This is a genomic window from Roseomonas sp. KE2513, assembly GCF_016107305.1.
Classification (GTDB): Bacteria; Pseudomonadota; Alphaproteobacteria; order Acetobacterales; family Acetobacteraceae; genus Roseomonas.
Map to the genome: position 1 here is coordinate 49220 of NZ_RCVR01000017.1, position 16419 is coordinate 65638.

Annotated in this window: 18 protein-coding genes; 11 read left to right on the forward strand and 7 right to left on the reverse strand. The window is 72.4% G+C overall.

The annotated features are described in order from the left end of the window. Positions 1-9 precede the first annotated feature (9 nt). Positions 10-1248, reverse strand: a complete 1239-nt coding sequence (locus D9599_RS17440; RefSeq protein WP_198382554.1) for an ABC transporter substrate-binding protein — start codon at positions 1246-1248, stop codon at positions 10-12. Between the two features lie 165 nt (positions 1249-1413). Between D9599_RS17440 and D9599_RS17445 the strand changes: the two genes are divergently transcribed. Genes D9599_RS17445 through D9599_RS17455 form a run of 3 tightly spaced genes read left to right on the forward strand, consistent with a single transcriptional unit; the run spans position 1414 to position 4061 of the window. Continuing rightward, entirely contained in the window at positions 1414-2418 is a 1005-nt protein-coding gene (locus D9599_RS17445; RefSeq protein WP_198382555.1) for an NAD(P)H-quinone oxidoreductase, read from the forward strand. 4 nt (positions 2419-2422) lie between these two features. Beyond that, on the forward strand, positions 2423-3304 hold the full coding sequence (locus tag D9599_RS32290; RefSeq protein WP_198382556.1) for a DMT family transporter: 882 nt from the start codon (positions 2423-2425) through the stop codon (positions 3302-3304). 4 nt (positions 3305-3308) lie between these two features. Next, positions 3309-4061: an alpha/beta fold hydrolase gene (locus D9599_RS17455; protein ID WP_198382557.1), complete on the forward strand. Its 753-nt coding sequence runs from the start codon at positions 3309-3311 to the stop codon at positions 4059-4061. 264 nt (positions 4062-4325) lie between these two features. On the opposite strand, the gene D9599_RS17460 is transcribed toward D9599_RS17455, so the two are convergent. Both D9599_RS17460 and D9599_RS17465 read right to left on the reverse strand, forming a co-directional pair. After that, positions 4326-4970, reverse strand: a complete 645-nt coding sequence (locus tag D9599_RS17460; protein ID WP_198382558.1) for a DNA-3-methyladenine glycosylase — start codon at positions 4968-4970, stop codon at positions 4326-4328. A 9-nt stretch (positions 4971-4979) separates the two neighbouring features. Continuing rightward, positions 4980-6383: an L-lactate permease gene (locus tag D9599_RS17465; protein WP_198382559.1), complete on the reverse strand. Its 1404-nt coding sequence runs from the start codon at positions 6381-6383 to the stop codon at positions 4980-4982. A 74-nt stretch (positions 6384-6457) separates the two neighbouring features. On the opposite strand from D9599_RS17465, the gene D9599_RS17470 reads away from it, so the two are divergent. Continuing rightward, complete coding sequence (locus tag D9599_RS17470; protein ID WP_198382560.1) at positions 6458-7033, forward strand: 2'-5' RNA ligase family protein; 576 nt, start codon at positions 6458-6460, stop codon at positions 7031-7033. Positions 7034-7039: 6 nt separating this feature from the next. On the opposite strand, the gene D9599_RS17475 is transcribed toward D9599_RS17470, so the two are convergent. Both D9599_RS17475 and D9599_RS17480 read right to left on the reverse strand, forming a co-directional pair. Further along, on the reverse strand, positions 7040-7285 hold the full coding sequence (locus D9599_RS17475; RefSeq protein ID WP_198382561.1) for a hypothetical protein: 246 nt from the start codon (positions 7283-7285) through the stop codon (positions 7040-7042). 78 nt (positions 7286-7363) lie between these two features. After that, positions 7364-8524, reverse strand: a complete 1161-nt coding sequence (locus D9599_RS17480) for a M20/M25/M40 family metallo-hydrolase (RefSeq protein WP_198382562.1) — start codon at positions 8522-8524, stop codon at positions 7364-7366. Positions 8525-8631: 107 nt separating this feature from the next. On the opposite strand from D9599_RS17480, the gene D9599_RS17485 reads away from it, so the two are divergent. Together D9599_RS17485 and D9599_RS17490 are read left to right on the forward strand one after the other, a co-directional pair. Continuing rightward, complete coding sequence (locus D9599_RS17485; protein ID WP_198382563.1) at positions 8632-9345, forward strand: hypothetical protein; 714 nt, start codon at positions 8632-8634, stop codon at positions 9343-9345. A gap of 4 nt (positions 9346-9349) precedes the next feature. Beyond that, entirely contained in the window at positions 9350-10087 is a 738-nt protein-coding gene (locus D9599_RS17490) for an aspartate/glutamate racemase family protein (protein WP_198382564.1), read from the forward strand. On the opposite strand, the gene D9599_RS17495 is transcribed toward D9599_RS17490, so the two are convergent. Then, on the reverse strand, positions 10084-10833 hold the full coding sequence (locus D9599_RS17495) for an alpha/beta hydrolase (protein ID WP_198382565.1): 750 nt from the start codon (positions 10831-10833) through the stop codon (positions 10084-10086). The genes D9599_RS17490 and D9599_RS17495 overlap by 4 nt on opposite strands. A gap of 84 nt (positions 10834-10917) precedes the next feature. On the opposite strand from D9599_RS17495, the gene D9599_RS17500 reads away from it, so the two are divergent. From D9599_RS17500 to D9599_RS17520, 5 genes are all read left to right on the forward strand, one after another. Further along, entirely contained in the window at positions 10918-12039 is a 1122-nt protein-coding gene (locus D9599_RS17500) for a glycosyltransferase family 4 protein (protein ID WP_198382566.1), read from the forward strand. Next, positions 12036-12962 carry a glycosyltransferase family 9 protein gene (locus D9599_RS17505; protein ID WP_198382567.1) on the forward strand — a complete coding sequence of 309 codons (927 nt, stop codon included), beginning with the start codon at positions 12036-12038 and terminating at the stop codon, positions 12960-12962. The genes D9599_RS17500 and D9599_RS17505 overlap by 4 nt, the downstream gene beginning before the upstream one ends. 123 nt (positions 12963-13085) lie before the next feature. Next, positions 13086-14081 carry a TRAP transporter substrate-binding protein gene (locus tag D9599_RS17510; RefSeq protein ID WP_198382568.1) on the forward strand — a complete coding sequence of 332 codons (996 nt, stop codon included), beginning with the start codon at positions 13086-13088 and terminating at the stop codon, positions 14079-14081. A 10-nt stretch (positions 14082-14091) separates the two neighbouring features. Continuing rightward, the gene (locus D9599_RS17515; protein WP_198382569.1) at positions 14092-14628 is read left to right on the forward strand and encodes a TRAP transporter small permease; all 537 of its coding nucleotides are present in this window, start codon (positions 14092-14094) and stop codon (positions 14626-14628) included. 6 nt (positions 14629-14634) lie between these two features. Further along, positions 14635-15936 carry a TRAP transporter large permease gene (locus D9599_RS17520; RefSeq protein ID WP_043833603.1) on the forward strand — a complete coding sequence of 434 codons (1302 nt, stop codon included), beginning with the start codon at positions 14635-14637 and terminating at the stop codon, positions 15934-15936. A gap of 75 nt (positions 15937-16011) precedes the next feature. Here D9599_RS17520 and D9599_RS17525 read toward each other — a convergent pair whose 3' ends face one another. After that, positions 16012-16389 (reverse strand): hypothetical protein, encoded by a 378-nt coding sequence (locus D9599_RS17525; RefSeq protein WP_198382570.1) that lies wholly within the window; start codon positions 16387-16389, stop codon positions 16012-16014. Positions 16390-16419 lie beyond the last annotated feature (30 nt).

Consider the following 16419-nt stretch of genomic DNA (forward strand, 5'->3'; position numbering starts at 1 on the left):
TACCTCTTCCTAGTCGGCGCCGAGCCGGGCGCGGGGATGCGCGGCGGCGGCGGCTTCGGGGTGGATGGTGACCAGCCGCCCGTCCTGCCACTGCATCAGGCAGGGCCGGGCGCGGGTGTTCTGGCCGCGCTCATCGAAGGCGGCGCCCCAGCCGGTGGGGGTTGTGCCCTCCGCGATATCGGTCGCGAGCATCGCGGCCCGTAACTTGTCCTTGTCGAGCCCGCCCGCGCGCTGGATGGCATCCAGCGCCACGCGCGCCCCGAACAGGTTCGCCAGGCTGTGCCCGGAGCGCGGGTCCGCGCCGTAGCGGCGCTTATAGGCCTCGGCAAACGCCGCGTTGCCGGGTGCCACGCGATCGGCGATGGCAAAGGCGGGGAAGTCGATGCTCATCACCCCCTCGAAGGCGGGGCCTACGGCGCGGGCGGTGTCGGCCAGGCTGTAGCCGGCGCCGCTGCCGATCACCATTCTTGGCCGCCAGCCCGCCTCACGCATCGTCCTGAACAGCAGGATCGGGTCGTTCTGACCGCCCGTGTGCAGCAGCACCTCCGCGCCCGCCTCCCGCAGGCGCTGCACGGGGCCCGAGAGGTCGGTCGTGCGCGGCGGGTAGGAGATGCGCTCCAGCACCTCCACCCCGGCCTCGCGCAGCCGTGTGACCTGCATTTCCGAGACCGAGGCCCCGTAGAGCGCGTCCTCGTAGAGCAGTGCGGCACGGGGCGGCGCACCGAGCAAGGAGGGCAGGATCGCGGTCACCGCCTCGGCCGTCAGGCGAGCGAAGTCGCCGCCTCGCGGGCAGGTGCGGTAAAGATTGCGGAACCCGCGCTCCGTGATGCTGTCGGCGATAGCGCCCAACTCGAAATAGGGCACGCCCTGCCCCTCGCTCGCCTGGGTCGCGGCGAAGGAGAGGGTGGAACCATAGGTGCCGAAAAGCGCCGCGCATCGCTCGGGCCCGCCAAGCCGCCGCGCTTCGCCGACCGCCGAGGCCTCGTCCCCCGCATCGCCGCGCAGCAGCCGGATGGGGCGGCCGAGCAGCCCGCCGGCCACGTTGCGTTCCTCCACCGCCATCTCAAGGCCGCGGAAGGACTCGTCGCCCAGCAGGGCAGGGGCGCCGGAGAGGGGATAGATGGCACCGAAGCGCCACTCCGCCGCCGGGTTGCCCGTGGGCGAGCCCTGCACCTGGGCGGCGGCGCCACCCGGGACGCCGAGAGCCAGGGCGGCGAGGAGGCTGCGGCGCAGCGCGCCCATGCGCATGGGGCCTTCGTTCCTATCTCGTTCCGATGGGCGGCGGGATGGTCGCCGCTGGGGCGCCCGGGCGCAAGGCCCGGTCGCGCGGATGTGCCCAGGGGCACCCCCAGCTTGACGCACCCGATTGCGGCGCCGACCTTCCGCCGCCCCCGCCCGAGGAGTCCGCCCCGCATGCCCAGCCTTCCCGAGACCATGACCTTCATCGCGCACGGCGCGGGTGGCGGCCCCGAGGTGCTGGTGCCGTCCACCGGCCCGGTGCCGAAGCCCGCCGCGGACGAGGTGCTGATCCGGGTCATGGCCGCCGGCGTGAACCGGCCGGACGTGGCGCAGCGCGGGGGCAGCTACCCGCCGCCGAAGGGCGCCAGCCCCATCATCGGCCTCGAGGTCGCGGGTGAGGTGGTTGCGACCGGCGCCGAGGCCACCCGCTACAAGGTCGGGGACCGCGTCTGCGCCCTGACGAACGGCGGCGGCTACGCCGAATACGCCGTGGCGCCCGAGGCGCAGACCCTTCCCTGGCCCGACGGCTTCGACGCCATCCGCGCCGCCGCCCTGCCCGAGACCTTCTTCACCGTCTGGGTGAACCTCTTCGTCCACGGCCGGCTCCAGGCGGGGGAGACGGTGCTGGTGCATGGCGGCACCTCCGGCATCGGTTCCACCGCGCTCCAGCTTGCCCGCGCCCTCAGCGCGAAGCCGTACGCCACCGCCGGCAGCCCGGAGAAGGTCGCCGCCTGCCTCGAGTTCGGCGCTGTCGAGGCCTTCGACTACCGCAGCCAGGACTTCGTCGAGGAAATGAAGCGCGTGACCGGCCCCAAGGGCACGGACGTGGTGCTCGACATGCTCGGCGCGCCCTATTTCCAGCGCAACCTGCGCGTGCTCGGCATGGACGGGCGGCTGGTGATCATCGCGACCATGGGCGGCAACGAGGTCGAGAAGGCAGACATCCGCCCAATCATGCTCAAGCGCTTGGTGGTCACCGGCAGCACCATGCGGCCCCGCACCACCGCCGAGAAGGGCGCCATCGCCCGCGCGCTGGAGGAGAAGGTCTGGCCGCTCCTCTCCACCGGCCGCGTCGCCCCGCGCGTGCACGAGACCTTCGCCCTCGCCGAGGCCGCGGCGGCGCACCGGCTGATGGAGAGCAGCGCGCATATCGGCAAGATCGTCCTCGCGCTCGGCTGATCCCGTGGCGGATGGCGGGCAGGCGGTAAGGCTCCGCGACCTTCGGATCCTCCTCTTCGGGGTTTTCCTCTTCGGCGCCGGATGGCCGGTGACGAAGGACGCGCTGCGGGACGCGACACCCCTCTGGTTCGCGGTCAGCCGGGCGGGGCTGGCGGCGCTCGGGGCGGCGGTGCTGCTCCTCGCCCTCCGGCGGCTCTCCTGGCCCGGCCGGCGGGACTGGCCGGCGGTGCTGGCAGTCGGGCTGTTCCAGCTCGGCGGCTTCTTCGCGCTCACGCACCTCGCCCTGGCGGTGCTGCCCTCCGGGCGCATCGCGGTGCTGTCGAACGTGACGATCTACTGGCTCGTCCCGCTCTCGGTCATCGTGCTGGGAGAGAAGGTGTCGCGCACCCGCTGGGTGGCGGCGGGGCTCGCGCTGGCGGGTGCGGCGGTGCTGCTCGGCCCCTGGGCGATGGACTGGTCGCAGCCCGGCATCCTGACGGCGAACGCCCTGCTGATCACGGCCGCCCTCCTCTGGAGCATCGCCATCACTGCCACTCGGCGCCTGCCGCCCGCGCGGCCGATGATGGAGCTGCTGCCCTTCTGCTTCGCCACCGCCCTGCTGGTGCTGGCGCCGCTCGCGCTGCTGCGGGAACCCTCGGGCGGGATCGGCCTGTACGCGCTGCCGCATGCGGGCTTCGTCGGCCTCGTCGCCGCGCCGGTCGGCACCTGGTGCGTGATCGAGGCCGGGCGGCGGCTGCCCTCCACCGTTGCCTCGGTGGGGTTCATGCTCGGCCCGGTGCTCGGCGTCGCCACCGGCGCGCTCTGGCTGGGGGAGGCGGTGGGATGGGATGTCTGGCTCGGCGGCGCGCTGATCGCGGCCGGCGTTGTGGTGGCGGTGCGGGGGTGAAGCGATGATCCTGAACGCGGTGGAAGCCGGGGAGGGGCGGCCGCTCGTCCTCCTACACGGGTTATTCGGCCAGGGCCGTAACTTCGGAGCTCTCCAGCGCCGCCTCGCCGGGCGGCACCGTGTGATCTCGCTCGACATGCCCAACCACGGCGCCAGCCCGCACGCGCCGCGGATGGATTACCGCTCCATGGCCGGCGACGTCGCGGAGACGCTCGCCGCACACGGCATCTCGGGCGCCGATGTCATGGGCCACTCGATGGGTGGCAAGGCCGCGATGATGCTTGCGCTCACCGCACCTTTGCTCGTCGGCCGCCTGCTTGTCTCCGACATCGCGCCCGTCACCTACCCGCCGCGCTACCACGACTTGGTGGACGCAATGCGCGCCGTACCGGCCGGCGCCCCGCGCGCGGTCGCCGACGCCGCCCTGGCGCCCGCTGAACCCGACCCCGCCACCCGCGCCTTCATCCTGAGCAACCGCCTGCCGGACGGCTCCGGCTGGCGAATCGGGCTCGATGGCATTGCAGCCTCCATCGACGCCATCACCGACTGGGCGCCACCCGAGGGCGCTCGCTTCGACGCGCCGACCCTCTTCGTCTCCGGCGAGCATTCCCGCTACGTGCGCGAGGAAAACCGGCCCGCCATCCGCACCCTGTTCCCCTCCGCGCGCTTCCTGACGATCAAGGGCGCCGGGCATTGGGTGCATGCCGACCAGCCCGAAGCCTTCGCGGCGGTGATGGAAGGGTTCTTCAGGGTCTGAGCCGGCTCTTGCTGCCCCTGGAGAGGGCTCCTCCCTCCTCAGACCTCACCCGCCAAGGGCCTGAGGCTTTTGGAACCCCATTTGGCTGTCGCGAAGACCTCCTAAATGTGCGGTCACCTCGGGTCTATGGGCCGAGGCGCACGGGTCGGAGAAGTTCTTCAAACCTAAAGAAGAAGATGACGGTGAGGGGGCCGGGGAGAGAAAGAATTTCTTCCTCCTCTCCCCGGAGTCACGGGCGACGGCCGATCAGAACAATCGCAAAACTCACATCGCCGCCGGAACCCGGAAGCGCCCCGCCTTGTTCAGGTCCGCCGCGCGCCAGAGGTACCAAGAGGCCGCCGAGCGGAAAGGCGCCCAGCGTTCGCCGATGAGGGCGAGTTCCTTGGGCTTCGGCTGCGCGTCCAGCCCCGCAGCGACGCGATAGCCCTCGCGCACGCCGAAATCGTCCACCGGCAGGATGTCGGGGCGGCCGAGAGTGAAGATGAGGAGCATTTCCACCGTCCAGCGCCCCACACCACGCAGCGCGACCAGCCGCTCGATCAACTCGGCGTCCGGCAGGCGCGCGGCGGCGCGGCGGGTGGGCACCCAGCCGGCGGCCGACTTGTGCGCGATGTCGAGGATGGCCGCCTGCTTCGCCGCCGAGAAGCCGCAAGCGCGCAGCGCGCCCTCCGGCAGGGCAAGCACCTGGGCGGGCGTGGGGAAGGGCTCGTGCGGCGTGAGGGCGATGAGGCGATTGAGCATCGCCTCCGCCGCCTTGCCGTGCACCTGCTGGTGGGCAATTGCCCGCACCAGAGCCTCGTAGGGTTCGCGGTCCTTCACCGGCTTCAGCGCCATGGCCCCGACCTGCGCGACGACGGGACCGAGGACGGGATCGGCGAGGAGGTGCTGCCGGGCGGCGCGGGCGCTCATGCCGTTTTCCTAAGCCAGGCGCGGCAGCAGCGCCACCGCCGCCCAGCCCGCCGCCATCGCCGAGAGGATGACAGGCAGCGCGGCGCGCCAAAGGGCAGCGGGGCGCGTGCCGTCCGCCAGCAGCCCGCAGACAAGGGCGGTGTTCGCGAAGGAGTGCATGGCGCCGACGCTGCCCGCGAAGTTGTGCAGCCCCGGCGCCAGCCAGGGCGGCAGCCCCGCCGCGAGCCCGAGCCCCGCCTGCACCGGCATGAGGGAGGAGGTTGCGCCCACGTTGCTTCCAGTCACCATTCCCGCGAGGAAGCCGAGCGGCGGGATGGCATAGGGCGCGAGCGGTCCAAGCGAGCCGGCGATCGCCGCGGCAAGCGAGGTGGCCACGCCCGAACCAGCGATCCACCGGCCGAGCAGCACGTAGAGCATCATCGCCGCCGCCGGCCGCCGCATGCGCCGCATCGTGTCCCGCAGCAGCGCCGCGCCGTCCGGCCGCGCCGCCACAAAGCCGAGCGTGACCGTCCAGAGCACCACCGCCACATGAGTGACGGGCAGGGCGGGAAGATCTGCGTACGGCTTCCAGGCCGGCGCATCGTGCCAGGATCGGGCGAGGAGGAGCAGGGCGCTCAGCAGCGCCCAGGGGCCGAGCGCGGCCAGGGCCCGCCGCCAGTCGGCGGCATCGCGGGGAGGGGCGAAGTGCAGGAGCGCCGGCAGCAGCACCGTGCCACTTGACACCAGCGCGACCGTCTCGGCCGGAAGGAACCGAGCGCTAAGGAGGACGAGCGCCGCGAGTGCGGACTGGAACCCCATCTGCGCTGCCCTCTCGCGCGGCGGTACCGGCAGCCCGGCGCGGGCGAGGGCAGCCCAGGCCACCGGCGGGAGGCACATCATCCAGGCCGCGTGCGGCAGCGCGGTGACGAGGGAGATCTCCGCCACCGGGCGTCCGGAGAGCGCGGCGCCGAGCGCGAGCCCCGGCCCCAGCCCGCCCCAGGGAACCAGCCAGAGGGAGAGCAGCGCGAGGAATCCGCCCGCGGCGCCGCGTATCCCCATCGCCCGCAGGGCGCCGAGGGTGAAGACGGCGCCAACCGCGAAGCCTGTAACGCTCTCTACGAACGAGCCAGCGAGGATCATAAGGTAGGCGCGGCGCGGCGAGGCCGGCACGGGCGCATCCGCTCTCGGCGCCACGGCGAGGCTGAACAGCAGCCCGCCCGCTAGGATCGCGACCGGCTGCACGCCGAGGAAGGCGGCGCGAACCGTCTCGGTGCCGAGGAAGCGCAGGAGGGAGGCTCCCTCCGGCAGGGCAAGGGCTAGGCCAGGAAGCGCGGAGGCGAGCGCGATGAGGCAGGCCGGCACCGGCGCCATCCGCCCCGAGGCGAGCAGCCCCAGCAGGAGAACCAGAGGAAGGGCCTCGACAAGAGTGGTCATTCGCGGCGAAGGGCTCTTACCGGCTGGTCGGGCGGGGCGGCGGTCCTCGGTTCGCGGCAACCAACCCTACTGTCATGGTTTCTACGGCGTGTGGGCCGCGCCGCAAGCCCGCGGGATCGGAGGACCGCCTGAACCAGCCCCAGCCCCTCGCGCCGCTCATTCTCACGCTGCGCTTCGACGACCCGGCCTTCGCGCGGCTGGATTCGCTGCGCCGGGCACATTTTCCGCCCGAGCGGAACCATATCCCGGCCCATCTCACCCTTTTCCACGCGCTGCCGGGCGAGGCGCTGGAGGAGGTGCTTTCCGGCCTGCGCTTCGCCTGCGCTGCGACCCCGCCCTTCGTCCTACGCTTCACCGGCGTGCGGTCGCTCGGCCGCGGAGTGGCGCTGGAGGTCGCCTCGCCCGAACTCGTGGCGCTGCGCCGGGCCCTGGCCGCGGGATGGTCGCATATGCTGACGCGGCAGGACGCAGGGGGCTTCCGCCCGCATGTAACGGTGCAGAATAAGGTGGCCACGGAGGCCGCCACCGGGCTGCTGAACGAGATGACCGCGGGCTTCGAGCCATGGGAGGCCCGCGGCGAGGGCCTGCTCCTCTGGCACTATCGCGGGGGCCCCTGGGAGCCCGCCGCCACTATTCCCTTCGGGGGTTGAGGGGCCTCAGCGATGGGCCTGCCTGGAGGAGCGGCGCGGCTGCGGCGCGGCCACGCCCTGCGCCGCGGCGGCCCGTTGCCGCACGAGTTCGTTCCGCGTCAGGGGCCGACCCTGGGTGTTGAAGTCGGAAGTGGGGGCGCCGCCGCGCGACCAGCCAGGACGGGAGATGGCGCCGGTCGCGCCCTGCGCGAGAGCGGAGGTGCCGGCAGACACGCCAGCCAAGACAATAAGCATCGCGACACGGGTGTTCATTGTCTCTGCTCCGGGACGTTTTGCACCGTTACTTAATCGCGCGCTCGTGATCATGATGCAAGCGCTTGCCGGGCGCCATCACACGCTCGCCAGCAGCCCCGCGAGCAGCTTGGCCCGGGGAACGATGCTGTCCTCGCGAATGTACTCGCCGAGCGTGTGGTAGCCGGCGCCGAGCACGCCCAGCCCGTCCAGCGTCGGAATGCCCATCGCGCCGGTGAAGTTCCCGTCCGAGCCGCCGCCGGCGCTCTCATGGCCCATGCCGTGGCCGAGCGCGGCGGCGAGGGTTCTGGCGCGTGCGTAGAGATCCATCACCGCCGCGTCCGGCTCCCACACGGGGCGGGTGACGCCGCGGCGCACCTCGAGCACCGTGTCCGGCGCGCTGGCGCGCAGGCCCAGCATCCGCGTCACCGCCTCGTCCAGGTCGGATTGCCGGCGGGCCATGGTCAGCGCCTCGGCGTCGCAGTGAGTGGCGACGCAGTTCACCCACTGCCCGCCATGGATGACGCCGACCGAATAGGTGGCGGCGTCGGTGGTCATCGCCTCGATCGCCAGGATCTGGCGGCACATCTCGCGGATTGCCGAGCGTCCGTCCGAGAGCTTTGCGCCCGCGTGGCTCGGGCGACCGGTGGTACGCAGGTTGAAGCGGGCGATGGCGTAGCGGCCGGTGACCACGCCGCCCATCGGACTGTCGCCTTCCGGCCGCCCTGGCTCGGGCACCAGCACTACCGCGTGGCGCGCGGCCTCCGCCTCGATCAGGTCGCGGGTGGAAGGCGTGCCCACCTCCTCGTCCGGGGTGAGCAGGACGGTAACGGGGCGGGAGGTCGGGATGCCCGCGCGCGCCAGCTCCCGCAGGGCTTCAAAGGCGAGCAGCGTGCCGCCCTTCATGTCGCAGATGCCAGGGCCGTAGCAGCGCCCGCCCTCCCGCCGGAAGGGCAGGGCGGAGAGGGTCCCGACGGGGTGCACGGTATCGAGATGCGCGAGCACGAGGATGCCAGGCGCATCGCCTGCCGCGTGGGGGAAGCGCGCCCGCACGGCATCGCCGAAGCCCATCCGCCTGGGGATGCGCTCCACCCGCGCGCCCATCATCGCAAGGTCGCGCCCGGCAAGGTCGAGCATCCGGTTCACCGCCGCCGCATCGAAAGTCGGGCTCTCACACTCCACCCAGGGCCGCAGGCGGCCGAGAATCGCCTCCGCGTCGAAGGGCAATGCGAGGGCGGGATGGGCCGGCAGGGCGTCCATGGGGCGGGCTCCTTGGCAATGGAAGAGTCAGCCTGCGCGCTCCGGGGCGCGGGGTGAAGGGCTGCATCCTTTGGCGCCGTGCTGCTCGCCGCGGTAAGGAGGGGCGGATGAGTGACCCCCTGAACGTCGTCCCGCGCCGCCTGGTGCCGATTGCCGGCACGCTGGCCTGGCTTCCCGCCGACCTTCCGCCGAGCGAGCAGATGATCCCGCTCGGCGCCGAGCACGCCGCGGAGCTGGCTGGTTCCGGCCCCACCCCGCGGCTCGACGCGCTGGCGGAGGAACTGCGCCCCCGGCTGGACCACGGCCGCGGCTTCGCCCTGCTGCGCGGCCTGCCCATGGGGGAGGACCCGGCGGCGCCACTTCAGACCCTGACCGCGCGGCTCGGGACGCCCGTTCCGCCCGGCCCCAGCACGGGCACGCGGCATGTGGAGGCCTGCGACGTGCTGCTGCTGCGCGCGACCGCGCCGGCTTTGACCGTGCTGCGCGCCGCGGCGGGCGTGCACAACGCCCTCCTCCGCAGCGACCGCGCCGCCCTAGCTGCGCTATACGAGGCGCGCGGGGAGCCCCCCGTGCCGGTCTTCTGCCATGACGGCGGTATTTTCGCCGCCCGCTGGGACGACGCGGTGTTGCCGCCGGATCGCCTGCCCTCGGCCCTGCCGGAGGCGCTGGGCGAGGGTCTCGCGCTGAGCCTTCGCACCGGCGACATCCTCGCCCTCAACCCCTTCCTCGTCTGGGCGGACCGGGTGCCCGGTGCCATCGCGGCCGCGTGCCGGGCCGATCCCTCGCGGCTGGACAGCGCGGCCTTCGCCGGGCTCGCATAGGGCTATGCGAATCCTCCTGGCCAACGCCAACACCACCGAGGCCATCACCGAGCGCTGCGCGGAGGCGGCGCGCGCCACGGCCTCGACGGGCACCGAGATCGTGCCGGGCACGCCGCGCTTCGGCCCGGCCGTCATCTCCTCCCTGCTGGAGAACGCGATCGCGGCCCATGGCGTGCTCGATCTGCTGGCCGAGCACGCGGGGGCGGTGGATGCGGTGGTGCTGGCCGTCTCCCTCGACACGGCGCTCGATGCCGCGCGCCAGCTCATGCCCTGCCCGGTGGTTGGCATGACGGAAGCCGCCTGCCTGACCGCCTGCATGCTCGGCAACCGCTTTGGGCTGGTGACCTTCGGCGGGACGGAAGCCTACCGCCTGCTGATCGAGCGCCACGGCCTCTCCGGCCGGCTTTCCGGCCTCATCGGCGTGGACTTCACCCCTCAGCGCGCCCTGGCCGACCCCGAGGGCGCGGTGCGCGCGGTGGCGCAGGGAGTGGTGGCGCTGGCAGCGGGCGGGGCGGACAGCGTCGTGCTCGGCGGCGCGGCGCTCGCGGGGATGGAGCCGGCGCTGCGCGCCGCATCGCCCGTGCCCCTGCTCGACGGGATCATCTGCGGGGTGCGGATGGCGGAGACCCTCGTCGCGCTCGCTCCGCCCCGCGCGCGGCAAGGACCGATGGCACCGGTGCGCGGGCGGGATTCAGTCGGCCTCTCCCCGGCCCTCGCGACGCTGCTGCGGGGCGGCGACTAGACGGGGATCGCCTCCAGCACGCGCAGCAGCAGCGCGAGATCGTGCGGGCGCGAGAGGCGGTGGTCGCCGTCCTTGATGAGGATCAGCTCCACGTCCGGGCCGGGCAGGGCCTCCACGAGGCGCAGAGCGTGCCCCCAGGGCACGTCCGGGTCCGCCATGCCCTGCAGCAGCCGCACGGGGCCGGTGTAGGGAATGGGGCCGGGCAGCAGGAGGTGCGCGGCGCCTTCCTCCAGCAACCGGCGGGTAATCGGGATGGGCTCGCCATATGCCGAGGGGGCGCGCAGCACGCCGGCCCGCTCAAGCGTCGCGCGATGCTCCTCCGTCAGGGCTGGGCGGATCAGCGCCTCCGTGAAGTCGGGAGCGGCGGCGAGGCCAATCAGCCCGCGCACGCGCGCCTCGCCCAGCCGGCGCGCGAGGAGAAGCGCAATCCAGCCACCCATGGAGGAACCGACCAGTACCAGCGGTCCGGGCGCTTGCGCCTCAATCACCAGCGCCGCGTCCTCGGCCCAGGTGCCGATGGTGCCCGCCTCAAAATCCCCGCCGCTGGCACCGTGGCCGGAATAGTCGAGCCGCAGGAAGGCGCGGCCGCGCGCGGCGCAGGCGTCGCGCAGGTGAAGCGCCTTCGTGCCCTCCATGTCTGAGCGAAAGCCGCCGAGGAAGACCACAGTCGGGCCGCTGCCGGGCACGGCGGCCCAGGCAAGGGGGGTGCCGTCGGGGCGGGGGAGGGTACCGCGGGTCTCGTTCATCGGATGGGGCTTGCCGCACCCCGGCCAGGGGCACAAGCGCGACCAGGGTGACGCACGGCCCGGCGCCTTGTAAGGGGCAGCGCAATGTCCGCGCCCCCGCCTACCGTCCTGCAGGTGCTGCCCGCCCTCGGCGCGGGCGGGGTGGAGCGCGGTACGCTGGAGATCGCGCGCGCCCTGGTCGAGGCCGGCGGCCGCGCCCTGGTGGCCTCCGCCGGCGGCCCCTTGGTGGCGGCACTGGAGGCTGCGGGCGCCCGCCACATCGCCCTGCCGCTGGACCGGAAGAACCCCGCCGCGCTCCTCGCGGGCGCCGCCTCCCTAAGCCGTCTCATTAAGGAGGAGGGGGTGCGCATCGTCCACGCGCGCAGCCGCTTCCCCGCCTGGTCCGCGCTGATGGCGGCGCGGGCGACCGGCACGCATTTCGTGACCACCTATCATGGCACCTACAACGAGGACTTCCCGGGCAAGCGCCTCTACAATTCCGTCATGTCCCGGGGCGAGCGGGTGATCGCCATCAGCGAGCACATCGCAGCTCTGGTGCGGGAACGGCACGGCATCGGGCCGGACCGGCTGCGGGTGATCCCCCGCGGCGTCGATCCGGCGCGCTTCGATCCGGCCGCCGTGGACCCCGCGCGGGTCGAGGCCCTGCGCCGTGCCTGGGGCCTGCCCGCCAACCGCCCTGTGGTCCTGCTGCCCGGGCGGCTGACGCGCTGGAAGGGGCAGGTGGTTCTCCTGCGCGCTGTCTCCCTCATGCCCGAACCCCGCCCGCTGGTCGTGCTCGCCGGCGACGCCCAGGGGCGCGAAGCCTATCGCGCCGAGCTACAGACGCTGGCCGCCGGCATCGAGGTGCGGTTCCCCGGCCCGGTCGAGGACATGCCCGCCGCGCTGCTGCTGGCCGACCTCGTCATCCACGCGAGCACCGACGCCGAGGCCTTCGGCCGCACTGTGATCGAGGCGCAGGCCATGGGGCGCCCTGTCATCGCCTCCGACCTCGGCGGCCCGCGGGAGACGGTGGAGGACGGGGTGACGGGCTGGCGCGTGCCGCCGGGGGACCCGCGCGCGTTAGCCGGGGCCCTTGCCCGTGCCCTCTCGCTGCCGAAGGAAGCGCGCGCTGCCATGGCGCGGGCCTCCCGCGCCGCGGTGCTTGCGCGCTACACCACCCGCGCCATGCAGGAGGCCACCCTGGCCGTCTACCGGGAGCTGACGTGAGCGCGCGGATTCTCGTCATCAAGCTCGGCGCGCTCGGTGACTTCGTGCAGGCCTTCGGGCCCTTCGCCGCCATCCGTGCGCACCACCCGGGGGCCGAGATCACCCTTCTCACCACCCCACCCTTCACGGAACTGGCCCGGCGTAGCCCGTGGTTCGACCGGGTCTGGGACCACGGCCGACCGCGAGGCGCCGACTGGCGGCGGCGGCTGGCGCTGCTCACCACCCTGACGCGCGAGCGCTTCGACCGGGTCTATGACCTGCAGACTTCCCCGCGCTCCTCGCGCTACCGCCTGTTGGTGGGGCGGCGGGCGGAGTGGTCCGGCGTTGCGCACGGCGCGAGCCACCCGCACGCGAATCCCGATCGCAACGCGATGCACACGGTGGACCGGCAGCGTGAACAGCTGCGGAGCGCCGGGATCGACCGTTTCCCATCGCCGGACCTCTCCTGGCTCGAGGCCGATCTTTCCGGGCTGTCGCTGCCACCTCGTTTCGCCCTGCTGATCCCCGGCGCGAGCCCGTCGCGGCCGGGGAAGCGCTGGCCGGGCTTTGGAGCACTGGCCGCCGCCCTCTCCGCCGCCGGCCTGCCATCGGTGGTGGCGGGCGGACCGGGGGAGGCGCCTCTGGCAGCGGAGATCCTGGCCGCGGCTCCTGGGGCGATCGACCTTACGGGCCGCACGAGCCTTTTCCAGCTCGCGGCCCTCGCGCGGCGCGCAGCGGTCGTCGTCGGCAACGACACCGGCCCGACCCATCTTTCCGCTGCTGCCGGCAGCCCCACCCTTGCCCTCTTCGGCGAGGAGAGCGACCCTGCCCGCTGCGCGCCGCGTGGCGCCGAGGTTTCCGTGATGCGGCGGGAGCCGATCGCGGCGCTGACGCCCGCGGAGGTGGCAGCGGAGGCTCTCCGCCTCGCCGCCCTGCCCGGATAAGCGGCACGGCTCGCCGGCCTTAGGCGCCATCGGCCCGAGCCCGCCCTTGCGCGCGCCCCGCCGCGGTGTCGAAGATGCTTCCGGAATCGTCCCGGCACCCCCGGCGCGCAACGGAGCAGACCCATGGCCCTTACCCGTCGGAACCTCGTCGCAGCCGGTACTGCCGGCGCCGCAAGCCTCGCCGCCCTCTGCGAGGCCCGCGCGCAGGCGGCGACGCGATGGCAGTTCGCCACCCCCTACGCGGACACCAATTTCCACACCCGCAACGTGAAGGCCTTCGTGGAGGACATCCAGAAGGCGACGAACGGCGCGCTGCAGGTGCAGCTCCACACCAACGGCTCCCTCCTGCCGATGCCGCAGATCAAGCGCGGCGTGCAGCAGGGCCAGGTGCAGCTCGGCGAGATCCTCATCTCCGCCTATGGCAACGAGGATCCATTCTTCGAACTGGACGGCGTGCCGCTGCTGGCCCCGAACTTCGAGGCGGTGGTGAAGCTGGCCGCGGCGTCCCGCCCCTTCATCGAGGCCCGCTTCCAGCGCACGGGCCTCACCATGCTCTACAACGTGCCCTGGCCCCCCGGCGGCTTCTACAGCAACGCGCCGATCGAGAACCTGGACGCGCTGAAGGGCACGCGCTTCCGCACCTTCAACACCATGACCAACCGCTTCGCGACGCTCGTCGGCGCCAACCCCACGCTCGTCCAGGCGGCCGAGGTCCCGCAGGCCTTCGCGACGGGCGTGATCAACGCCATGGTCACCAGCGCCGCGACGGGCGTCGATTCACAGGCCTGGGACTACTGCAAGGTCTTCACCCCCGTGAACTTCAGCTACACCAACAACGTCGTTTTCGTCGGCCGCCGCGCGCTGGAAGCACTTCCGGCAGCGCAGCGCACGGCGGTCATGGAAGCCGCCAAGGAGGCGCAGGCGCGCGGGCTGGAAATGGCGCGCGCCTCCGACAAGGAGGCGCAGGACATGCTCGCCTCCCGCGGACTGAAGATCGAGCAGCCGAGCGCGGCCCTTAAGGAGGGTCTGAACCGCATCAGCGCCACCATGACCGACGAATGGGTGGCCAAGGCCGGCGAGGACGGCAGGAAGCTGATCGACGCCTACAAGGCCGCCTGAGCGCGGCCCGGTGATCCGGCGCGGGCTCGACGCCCTCTACGCGGTGGGGGCGGCGCTGGCCGCGCTGTCCCTCCTCGGCATCTTCCTCGTCATGATGGCGCAGGTGGCCTGCCGCTTCCTCAACACGCCCTTTCCGGGCGCGGACGACATCAGCGCCTATCTCTGCGTCTCGACCACCTTCTTCGCTCTTGCCCTGACGTTCAAGCGCGGCGAGCTGATCAGGGTCGGGCTGCTGCTGGAGAAGCTTGCACCCGGGCCGCGCCGGATCATGGAGATGCTCGCGCTGGCGCTCGCCGCCATCGGCTGCGCCTATGCCGTTTGGTGGACGGCGGACGACGTGCGCTTCTCGATCGAGATCGAGGACGTCGCCCAGGGCGCGCTCGCCATCCCGCTCTGGATCCCCAAGCTCGCCATGCCGCTCGGCGCGGGCATCCTCCTTGTCGCGGTGCTGGACGAGCTGGCAACCGTGCTCCGCGGCGGGCGCCCGAACTACGTCATCGCCGCGGAGGAGCGCGCCGCGCGCGGCGACTTCTCGGCCGAGGTATAGATCCCGATGGAATTGCTGGAACTCTCGGGCCTGCTGCTCCTGCTGCTGGGCCTCCTCCTCGCGGGCGGGCTCTGGATCGGGATGAGCCTCGCGCTGGTGGGCTTCGTCGCCGTCAGCTTCGTCCATCCCCAGCCCGGCACCTATCTCGCGAGTGCCTTCTGGGAGGCGACCGGCTCATGGACACTGGCCGCGCTGCCGATGTTCGTGTGGATGGGCGAGATCCTGTTCCGCACGAAGCTGTCCGAGGAATTGTTCAACGGCCTCGCCCCCTGGGTGCGGCGCATCCCCGGCCGGCTGCTGCACGTGAACATCCTTGCCTGCGGCATCTTCGGCTCCGTCTCCGGCTCCTCCGCCGCCACCTGCGCGACGGTGTCGAAGATCGCGCTGCCGGAACTCAAGCGCCGCGGCTACGACGAGGACGTGGCGATCGGCAGTCTCGCCACCTCCGGCACGCTCGGGATCATGATCCCGCCCTCGATCATCATGGTCGTCTACGCCGTCGCGGCGGAGGTCTCGATCGTCCGGGTCTTCATCGCCGGCTGCATTCCCGGCCTCATTGTGATGGTGCTGTTCAGCCTCTACATCGCGGTCTGGGCGCTGCTGAACCCGAAGAAGCAGCCGCCGATGGAGCCGCGGATGTCGCTTCGGGAGAAGTTGCGGGAATCCGCTCAGCTCATTCCGTGCGCTATCCTCATCGTCGGCGTCATCGGCACGATGTTCGTGGGCTGGGCGACGGCGACCGAGGCCGCAGCCTTCGGCGTGCTCGGAAGCCTGCTGCTGGCGGCGGTCACGCGCTGCCTCACCTGGGAGAGCTTCCGCGACAGCCTGACGGGCGCGACGAGGCTCTCCTGCATGATCATGTTCATCCTGGCAGGCGCCGCCTACCTGACGAAAGCGATGGCGCTGACCGGCATCCCGGCCGCGCTCGCCACCGCCGTCGCAGGGTTGGGGCTTGGGCCCTACGGCATCATCGCGATGCTCACCGTGGTCTATGTGCTGCTCGGCACCGCGCTCGACGGCACCTCGATGATCGTGCTCACCACATCCATCGTCGTGCCGATGATCCAGCAGGCCGGCTTCGATCTCGTGTGGTTCGGCATCTTCATCGTGCTGCTCGTGGAGATCGCCGAGATCACCCCGCCGGTCGGGTTCAACCTCTTCGTCATGCAGACGATGACGGGCAGGGAGCAGACGGCCGTCGCCAAGGCGTCCCTGCCGTTCTTCCTCATGCTGGTGGTGACGGTCGCGATCATCACGCTCTGGCCGCGCACCGTGACCTGGCTGCCGGACGTCCTGCTGAGCCGCTGACATGAAAAACGCCGCCGGGACCTGCCCGGCGGCGCTTCTCGACCTTTCCCGGGGCCTCGCGGCCTCGGGGCCTGCTCACATCACGGGGCGCAGGCTGCCGTCGGGGGCGCGCTCGAAGACGCCGCCGCCGCCCATGTAGGCGCCGTCCGGGTTGTTCGCGGCGCGGCGGTTGGCGCGCATCTCGCGGCGCATCGCCTGGCGCTCGCGCATCGCGCGGCGATGGTGCATGCCGCTGTGCGGCATATCGGAAGCGGCCGTGCCGGAGGACATCGTGCCGCTGGTGGCGGGCGCCATCGCGCGGCCGCGCGGCATAGGGGCGCCGGACATGCCGGCGGCCGGGTTCGCGCCCGGGGCGACCATGTCGCTCTGGGCCTGGGCATGGGCACCCGGCGCGGCGGCGACGAGGGCGGTGAAGGTGAAGGCGGCGGCGAGCACCGTCAGCTTGCGGGACATGGAAGTCTCCTGTTCTGCGATCCCTCGGGC